Origin of the sequence: Niastella sp. (genome assembly GCF_045805085.1) — a bacterium.
Taxonomy (GTDB): Bacteria; Bacteroidota; Bacteroidia; order Chitinophagales; family Chitinophagaceae; genus Niastella.
The window spans coordinates 1-7931 of record NZ_JBJMLX010000176.1 but is presented as its reverse complement, the minus strand read 5'-3'; the positions used below and the strand labels follow the sequence as shown (position 1 = coordinate 7931).

Annotated in this window: 7 protein-coding genes; 2 read left to right on the top strand and 5 right to left on the bottom strand. The window is 43.7% G+C overall.

The window, feature by feature from the left end:
• Nucleotides 1–1245: group II intron reverse transcriptase/maturase (ltrA, locus tag ACJ751_RS08990; RefSeq protein WP_407745152.1), on the bottom strand; the 1245-nt coding region annotated here is incomplete at its 3' end.
• 465 nt (nt 1246–1710) lie between these two features.
• Nucleotides 1711–2136: an SRPBCC family protein gene (locus ACJ751_RS08985; RefSeq protein ID WP_407745151.1), complete on the bottom strand. Its 426-nt coding sequence runs from the start codon at nt 2134–2136 to the stop codon at nt 1711–1713.
• A gap of 212 nt (nt 2137–2348) precedes the next feature.
• On the opposite strand from ACJ751_RS08985, the gene ACJ751_RS08980 reads away from it, so the two are divergent.
• Nucleotides 2349–4163, top strand: a complete 1815-nt coding sequence (locus ACJ751_RS08980; protein ID WP_407745150.1) for a bifunctional metallophosphatase/5'-nucleotidase — start codon at nt 2349–2351, stop codon at nt 4161–4163.
• Between the two features lie 58 nt (nt 4164–4221).
• On the opposite strand, the gene ACJ751_RS08975 is transcribed toward ACJ751_RS08980, so the two are convergent.
• Both ACJ751_RS08975 and ACJ751_RS08970 read right to left on the bottom strand, forming a co-directional pair.
• Nucleotides 4222–5007, bottom strand: coding sequence for an alkaline phosphatase (locus ACJ751_RS08975; protein WP_407745149.1), 786 nt, complete (start codon nt 5005–5007; stop codon nt 4222–4224).
• A gap of 405 nt (nt 5008–5412) precedes the next feature.
• Nucleotides 5413–5811, bottom strand: a complete 399-nt coding sequence (locus tag ACJ751_RS08970) for a winged helix-turn-helix transcriptional regulator (RefSeq protein ID WP_407745148.1) — start codon at nt 5809–5811, stop codon at nt 5413–5415.
• A gap of 82 nt (nt 5812–5893) precedes the next feature.
• Here ACJ751_RS08970 and ACJ751_RS08965 point away from each other — a divergent pair, with 82 nt between their 5' ends.
• A complete protein-coding gene (locus tag ACJ751_RS08965) occupies nt 5894–6784 on the top strand; it encodes an NmrA family NAD(P)-binding protein (protein WP_407745147.1) in 891 nt (296 codons plus the stop codon).
• Nucleotides 6785–6837: 53 nt separating this feature from the next.
• Here the strand turns inward: ACJ751_RS08965 and ACJ751_RS08960 are convergent.
• Nucleotides 6838–7931 (bottom strand): hypothetical protein (locus tag ACJ751_RS08960; protein WP_407745146.1); only part of this gene is annotated, 1094 nt, incomplete at its 5' end.

The window sequence follows — 7931 nt, the reverse complement described above, 5'->3', positions numbered from 1 at the left end:
CGGGATGCCTAATTTTACGAGATTTGCCTGTTTGGTGCTGATCCGTTTCCATTGTTTCCAGATCACCATCCGCAGCCGTCTGCGGTACCACTCATCTGTATCGCTCAGCAACCTCTTCATATCCGCTAGTTTGAAGTACTGCACCCATCCCCTAATATACTGTTTGAGTGCTTCCTTCCTTCTCGCATTACCCCAGCCATTGCTCCTTGAGGTAAGTTCCCTGATTTTGTTGCGCATCTTCTCGACACTTTTCGGGTGTATGCGCAGCCGTCCTTCTCCTTTCATTTTATAAAAGGAGTATCCAAGGAACTTAGCCTTTTTGATATCAACTACGGCGCTCTTATCCCGATTGACTTTGAGCAACAGTTTGTTTTCAATGTACCGTACAAGGCTTTCCATTGCGCGTTCTGCACTCCGTTTACTTTTACACAGGATCTGCAGATCATCTGCGTAGCGCACGAAGCGGTGACCGCGTTTCTCAAGTTCCTTATCCAGCTCGTTGAGCATAATGTTGCTCAACAGTGGACTTAGGGGGCCGCCTTGCGGAACTCCGACAGCCGTTTGCTCAAACTTGTTCGCTACTATCACACCTGCTTTAAGGTATCTGTGGATAAGCGATATTACCCGACCATCCTTGATCGTTCTTGACAGCACTTCAATCAGTTTACTTTGATTGACCGTATCGAAGAACTTCTCCAGATCCATATCTACGGCATATACGTAGCCTTCGGTGATCAACCGTTGGCATTGCTGTAGTGCCTGGTGTGCGTTGCGCTTTGGTCTGAACCCATAGCTGTGCGCTGAAAACTGTCTCTCATACAGCGGACTTAGCACCTGCGTGATGGCTTGTTGGATAACGCGATCTACAACGGTGGGTATGCCAAGTTGCCTTTTCCCATTCTCTTTGGGTATTTCTACCCTACGTACTGGATTTGGGCGGTATTTGCCCGCCTGTATGGATGTAATTAACGCATCCTTTTGTTCGATGAGATAATCCTTTAGGGACTCGACTTCCATCTCATCTACGCCTGCGGCCCCCTTGTTTTGCTTTACCCTTTTATAGGCTGCATTCAGGTTCGCCGGTGACAGGATTTGTTCAAGCAGTCCATACCCTGTTTGCTCGATACTTGTAAGGTTGTTTTCAGTTATCCACATGCAAGTCTGCGCTCCGACATAATCTTCGGGTTCCGCCCTGTCTTTCTGCCGGTAGCTATCTTGCGATATTTTCTGCTTTCTACCTTTCATGTGGTAACTTTCATTGACTACTTACTTCTTAAGGTTCTGCCCTTCCAACAGCTGTCGTCCTGCTGTACTATGGCTTCGGCTGACTTCTCACAGTAAATCTTATTTCAACCGTGCTTCATACTCTGTTTCCACACGTCTGTGAGACCTCCCATGGTAAGACGATAAACCTCCATTCCATATACCCGCACCATTTACAGTGCCGTGTCCGTGTAATCTTTGGACTTCGTTTTGTTGTGCAAACTCGTCCTCACAGCATCTGCCTGATAGTGTTCGTGTTCCTCGGGCCGGAACTTTGCCGCCAGCTTCCTTCAGATTCCACTTCGCAGTGGACACCCTTGCTCTTGGCTAATGGTTGGCGATTACATACCCCCATAACGGACTTTAACCGTCAAGTTTATCATCATGCATGGCGCACACAAAAAAGCCCCGCATTACAGCAGGGCTTCTATAAAGAACAAATATCACTTAATTAGTCTCAGTATAGTTCTTGAAATTATTTAAAATAGCCTGCCAGCCACCCTGCTGCATTTCCAGCGAGTGCGTGCTCTCCGCATCAAACGTTTCCACTACTTTGGTTTCATTACCATTTGCAGAGAAATGTATTTCCACTTTGCGGCCATCGCCCAATGTATATTCAATCAGCTCGTTTGTTTTTACATCGTCATACACGCCGCCGAAATCAAACCCAAAACTGCCATCTTTGGCTTCCATTCGGGTAGAAAATTTTCCGCCAACTGTTAAGTCGTTTTCAGCTTTGGGCACATGCCAGTCATCAGAGGCAGCACACCACTTTGTAATATGTTCAGGTAATGACCAGTATTTCCAAACTTTTTCAACGGGAGCTTTAACAACAGTTTCCACTGTAATTTTTGTTGCGCCGGTAGTTTCCATGTTTTTGTTTTTATGAGTTAATGATGTTTTTTGCTTTGACAAGACAAACTTACCCCAAGTTACCCAAAAACAGGCTGTGTAAACGGGACAAAAGAGGGGGTGATTTGTGACTTGTTGTGTTAACGCCACACGCATGACCGGTTTTTGTCAATAAACCCAGTAATTTAGCCTGTTCGGACAACTTATTAACCATTACTAAAATAACGATCGCTATGTCAGTGAATCACTCACCCCAATGTAGCTGCGCTGCCTGTCATGACGCTACTATAAGCCAGGCAGAAAAAGAATTGCATCTTGAACTGTCAGAAAACAGCCGCCGGGACTTCATCAAAAAAGCCGGCCGCCTGGGCTTAAGTCTGGGTATTGGGGGCGGACTGGTTACTACGCCCCTGGCTGCGGCAGCCTTGCATAATGAAGATGCTACTTATAAGTATAACAGCATGCAGCAAAATAAAGCGGTGCGCAATGGCAAAGCCAATATGATCACCTTGCTGCATACGGCCGATATTCATTCACAACTTTATCAGCATGATGAATTTTTCATAGAGAACGGCAAGCCTGTTTATAAAAAACGAGGCGGGCTGGCCAGTCTTAAAACAATGATAAATTCCCTGCGTAATCAAAATGCAGCCAATACACTGGTGCTTGATGGGGGCGATTGTTTTCAGGGCAGTGGCATGGCGGCATTAAGTGAAGGCAAAGCCATTGTACCATTAATGAACAACATTGGCTACGATATTATGCTGCCTGGCAACTGGGAAGTGGTATACGGCAAGGAAATGATGATGAAGGATATGTTTGGATACGATGCCTTAAAGGTGTGCGCCAATATGTATCACGACACGCAGGATGACCTGAAAGGCGATCTGATCTTTCCACCCTATTACGTTAAACATCTTGCCGGCATCAAGATCGGGTTCATTGGGTACAACGATCCGCTGACGCCAAAACGGCAATCGCCCGCCTATTGCGATGGCATGAAGTTCACCCAGCCCGAAGCTAATGTGGCCAGGTATATTAAGCTCTTGAGGGAATATGAAAAATGCCAGTTGGTATTCCTCATCACCCATATGGGTCTGGCGCAACAGTTTGGTTTATCAAATATGGAGCAGGTAAAGGGTGTTGATTATATTCTGGGCGCCGATACCCATGAGCGGCTGCGACAACCCATACAGGGCGCCTATGCTAAGGTAACTGAACCAGGAGCATTTGGGTCGTTTATGGCCAGGCTGGATATTGTTATGGAGAATGGCATTATAAAAGACCAGACCTACCAGCTACTGGATGTTGATCCTGACAAATACCGGGAAGATGAAGAAATGAAACGCCTCATCAGCAATGCCAATGAGCCTTATAAAAAAGAATTAAGCCGGGTGATCGGGAAAACCAAAAATCCATTGGTAAGGTATTACGTAATTGAAACGCCGATGGACAACTTTATTACCGATGCCATCATGTGGAAATTCAAACCTGATATTGCTTTGAGCAATGGGTTTCGTTTTTGTCCGCCCCTGGTTCCCGACCCTGCTACAGGCACGGCAGATATTACCGTTGATTATTTATGGAGTATGCTGCCGGTTGATAGCGAAGCCAAACAAGGAACTGTGACCGGTAAACAATTATGGAACTGGTTAGAAACTGAACTGGAAAATACATTTGCCAAAGACCCTGCCAAACGATTGGGCGGTTGGGTGATCCGGTTCAAAGGCATGGAAATGAATTTTACCCTGGGTAACGAAGCAGGCAAACGGGTTAATTACATAAAAGTGGGTGGCAAACCGGTTGACCTGAACCGGGAATACAGCTTTGTTGCCTGTGAACGGGAAGGCGATCCGGATACAACGCTTTGCCGCATGCAGGGCGTTAAACAACCGCACTTGCTTGGCCATACCATGCATAAGGTCATTGAAGAATACCTGGCCGTGCATTCACCTATTTCACCCGTTATGGAAGGACGATGTACTGCTACTGATGTACCACACACCTTGTTGACCCAGGTAATGGGATTGGGCTATGAGTTCAGATAAAAAAAGTGGGCACACGATAACTACCGGGCGCCCACTTTATATCATTATTTACTGTCTCTTAATTCTGTGACAGTTGTTGTTGCTTTTTCAGGAATTGCGCCAGGGCCTTGATACTATCAGAATCGATATAATCAACACCCAGCTCGATCACCTGCTTCCAGGCTTCGTCAAAATCAGGCACGTTCCACAAACGAACTTCTTTTCCCAAGCTGTGCGCTTTGGTGATCATACTTTTCAAACGCTCTGCATCTTTAGCGGGGATAGGACCGGTTCCTTTCCATTTTGAATAATTGATGAAGTTATCACTCAGCATGGCGATGCGGCTGATTGCATCTTTAGAGTATTTAGAACTTAATAAACCATCGAATACCAGGAAAGAAGGATAAGAAATATACGTATTAGGATCAGGTTTGTTACCACTGATCAATACTTTGAATGTAGGCGTGTGAATGAGCTCAGGATATTTTTGTAAAAGATCGATTATTTTATTTACAACTGGAATGGCCTCACTCTTGATATCCAGCATCAGGATCAGCTTACGTGATTCATCAGCGTATACATGCCCTTTGTTGGCCAGGATAAAACCCTGAATGGGTTTCAGGTACAGATCTTCCAGGGTGCGGTGTTGGTCAAAATCACGCTCAGTGTGAGCAACCAGTAATTCATCACCTGACAACATCACATCCGCTTCAACACTACCAAACTGCAGCGTGTAAGCTGAGATCAATGGTGTTCCCTGTTGATAATCATTGTGCGAATGCGCATTGGCTGTGGAATAAGTTCTGGGTTGTGCAAAGGCTGTGGTGCAGGATAAAACAGTAATAAATAAAAATAACTTACGCATAAAAAAATAAGATTGGATTTTTTTTGCAGGTTAAAAGTTAATGATCCATCTGGCAATTCGGAAACATCCTGCAATCGGAGTAATTGATTGATTAGAGTGCGCAAATTACAAATTAAATGTCACTTTCACATCTATTAAAAAAAACATTACCTCAATATAAAAATTACTCATTTATAGTGAAGCAACCTTTCTACCGGTAAACCTATCTGGCAGTGTCAGGCAAAAGCTACCATTAAACGAAAACAGGGAAAATATATTGCAGAAAACGGGTACTTCCGCTGCTGACCGGAGTTGTAAATGTCTGATTAACAATATAAAATATGTACCCCAACATACAAAAGCATTCATCCATGAAACCTTTTTTTTCCCCACATACAACCTCTTGCCTGTAATTCGCGACCGCATTCACTCCATTGGAAAATCTTTCATTTGCTTTGAAAATGTCTTCGATAATTTACCACTGTTGCCTACTGCCCATTCGGCCATGGCGTATAAAACAGGTCGTAATGCTTTACCTGATTTTGACAATTCATAAGTAACATAAGGCGGTACAACTGGTTTTGATTTTCTTATCAGTAACCCATCTGCTTCCAGTTGCTTTAATTGTTGTATCAATACTTTTTCAGTAATGGTGGGAATTGATCTTTTCAATTCATTGTACCGCTTTACTCCCGATAACAGGTTGAATAAAATGATCGGTTTCCAATAACCGCCAATCTTTTCCATAACAAAAGTTACCGGGCAGACCACGAAGGCCTGGCTTTTGTTTTCCTGAATGGTTGATGCTTCTTTAATTAAGGTCATAATATACACACTTTAGGGTAAGTACTTGTACAAAAGTAAGTATCCTTTTAGATTTGTGCAATAATTTTAAACAAGCATAATAATGAAAATTACCGTTACAGGCTCATTGGGGAACATCAGCCACTCCCTCACAAAAAAACTAATCGCACAAGGCCACCAGGTTAATGTAATTAGCTCCAATGCCAGCAAAGCCGAAGACATTAGAAAATTACAAGCTATACCTTTGATTGGTTCATTGGAAGATTACGAATTTGTAAAACAATCATTTCAGGGAAGCGATGCCGTATACCTGATGATACCACCCAATTTCAGTGCTCCGGATTACAAGGCCTTTACCATTACCGTGGGTAAAAATTATGCACGCGCCATACAGGAGGCAGGCATCTCCTATGTTGTTAATCTAAGCAGCTCCGGTTCACCCCTGGCGGGCCAGGCTCCGCTGTTAAATTACCAGAACCTGGAAACCTTTCTTGACGAGCTGCCGGCACTAAACGTATTGCACCTGCGCCCCGGCGGCTTTTATTCCAATTTCTATGGTAGTATAGGATTGATAAAATACCAGGGCGTTATCGGAAACAATTATGATGACACCGTAGATATGGTACTTTCTCATCCCGAAGATATAGCCGATGCAGCCGCCACAGCATTTTCCACGCTTGCATTTACAGGTAAAAATGTGCAATATATTATCAGTGATACATTGAATGGCCGGCAAATTGCTCAAATGCTGGGTGCGGCTATTGGCAAGCCCGATCTTACCTGGGTGCAATTCCCTGATGAACAGTTATTACAGGGACTGATGCAAAACGGTTTTTCGAAAGACGCAGCCCAGCATTATATTGTAGATATGGGCATCGCTATCAGAGAAGGATTGCTGGCTGCGCATTACGCGCAACATGCGAAAGAAGTGTTTGGCAACCGAAATTTTAGCGAATTCGCCAAAGATTTTGCCAGGGTATATCAGCAGGGATAAAGTAAGATTGTTACGCAGTATGCCATGGAGTACTGCGCAACAACCTTTATAATTTAATCACATTCTATTCCAAACAGGTCAATAAAATCGCTCATCCAGAATTGTGAGACTTTTTTGTTATCGATCAGTCGGATGCCCCTGTCAGGGAACTTACATTTTGATGTAGCATTCTTTGGCTCCCAGGTAAAGTCATCGTGATAGTAGAAATAAAAGTTGCCGACATTACCTACGATCTTTGTCTTTACGCTATCAGCATAATCACCCGAAGCAATAAAATAACTGTCCATATTCCTTTCCATTTTACTGTAATCCTTACCATAATTAATGGGGAGCAGTTTGGTTGAGCAAAAAAGCGGATGCCCAATTGATTTAAGACTGGCATTATCCAGGCAAAAGGCAAAGATGTTGGTGATGCATGGGTCTTGCGCAAGGGCTATATTTTTTATACCCGACCTGGCATAGCCTTTCGTTCCATACACGTAAAATGCCGTATCAAAATAACATCTTGCTTCTTTTTCCAGGGTTTCGTTCCTGATTAATTTATAGATCCCTGAGGTATCGTATAGTTTCCATTTTTTGGGTACGCATGACCTGCATTCCTTCTGGTCATTTTCACGAGACTTTTTTGGATAAAACACATCAAACAATGTATCCATGATCCCGCGTGGTTTACCTACTTCGTAAAAATTAACAACAAAGGCGGTAGTTTTTGCAGACAGTTCGTAAACAGGAAAGAAAAGTTGCTTCTCGCCGGTTGAACTCCACCATTTGCTTAATTTGTGGGCAGCCGCATCGTATTCATACAACTGTTTCCTCAGGGTGTCGAGGTAGATCCATTGGTCAACAATAAAACGCGTATCAGCCCCCTCATCCCGGGATATTTCATGACCAATGCGGTAAACGTCAAATACGGCAGAATCGGTTTTAAGCGTATTATCATACACCCAGTCCAACGTAAAATTATTTGTATGGGCCTGCTTAAGGACTTCTGTATTGGCAAACGCCATATACATTTTTAATAAGGAATCTGACCAGCTTATATCACCTTCCGCCAGTTCACTGACCGCTTTTTCAGGAATGGCTTCAGATGCTATGATTCCAGGAGCGGAGTCTACAGTGGAAATTTGACTGGTTTCTGGTGTGGCTT

Coding starts and splice junctions, on each gene's coding strand:
- ACJ751_RS08985 (WP_407745151.1), bottom strand. CDS start 2,136: ATGGAAACTACCGGCGCAACAAAAATTACAGTGGAAACTGTTGTTAAA.
- ACJ751_RS08965 (WP_407745147.1), top strand. CDS start 5,894: ATGAAAATTACCGTTACAGGCTCATTGGGGAACATCAGCCACTCCCTC.
- ACJ751_RS08980 (WP_407745150.1), top strand. CDS start 2,349: ATGTCAGTGAATCACTCACCCCAATGTAGCTGCGCTGCCTGTCATGAC.
- ACJ751_RS08975 (WP_407745149.1), bottom strand. CDS start 5,007: ATGCGTAAGTTATTTTTATTTATTACTGTTTTATCCTGCACCACAGCC.
- ACJ751_RS08970 (WP_407745148.1), bottom strand. CDS start 5,811: ATGACCTTAATTAAAGAAGCATCAACCATTCAGGAAAACAAAAGCCAG.